Here is a 533-nt window from a genome sequence, read left to right on the forward strand (position 1 = left end):
GCGGTAATCACAAGGCTCATTGGCGAGACGACTGATTTGTCTTGGCTTTGATTGTCAGCGTCTTCGTCACTCCAGTTGGCACGCATCGATAGCAAGTCTTTACCAACTGGGATAGCAATACCGAGTGCTGGGCATAGCTCTTCACCGACAGTATGTACCGCGTCGAATAATGCCGCATCTTCCGCGTCATCACCGCAAGCGGCCATCCAGTTCGCTGACATGGTGATATCAGACAGCTGCGCAATACGCGCACCGGCGATATTAGTAATCGCCTCACCGACCGCTAAGCGTGCAGAGGCTTTAGGGCTAATCAAGGCGACTGGCGTACGCTCGCCAACGCTCATTGCCTCCCCAGTCATAGGTTGACTATCTAACGCAACCAATCCTGATGCAGTCACCGCACAGTCAGCGACTGGCACCTGATAGCGACCCACATACTGATCACGCACCACCATACCCGTGATAGAACGGTCACCAATGCTGATTAGGAACGATTTACTGGCAACGGTTGGATGACGTAGCACGTCTTTAAT

Annotated in this window: 1 pseudogene; it reads right to left on the reverse strand. The window is 52.9% G+C overall.

The annotated features are described in order from the left end of the window. Positions 1-533: pseudogene (locus ACS8FD_RS24175) on the reverse strand (phosphoribosylformylglycinamidine synthase); the annotation flags it as partial.

The sequence above is a fragment of the Psychrobacter sp. 1U2 genome, assembly GCF_051847575.1.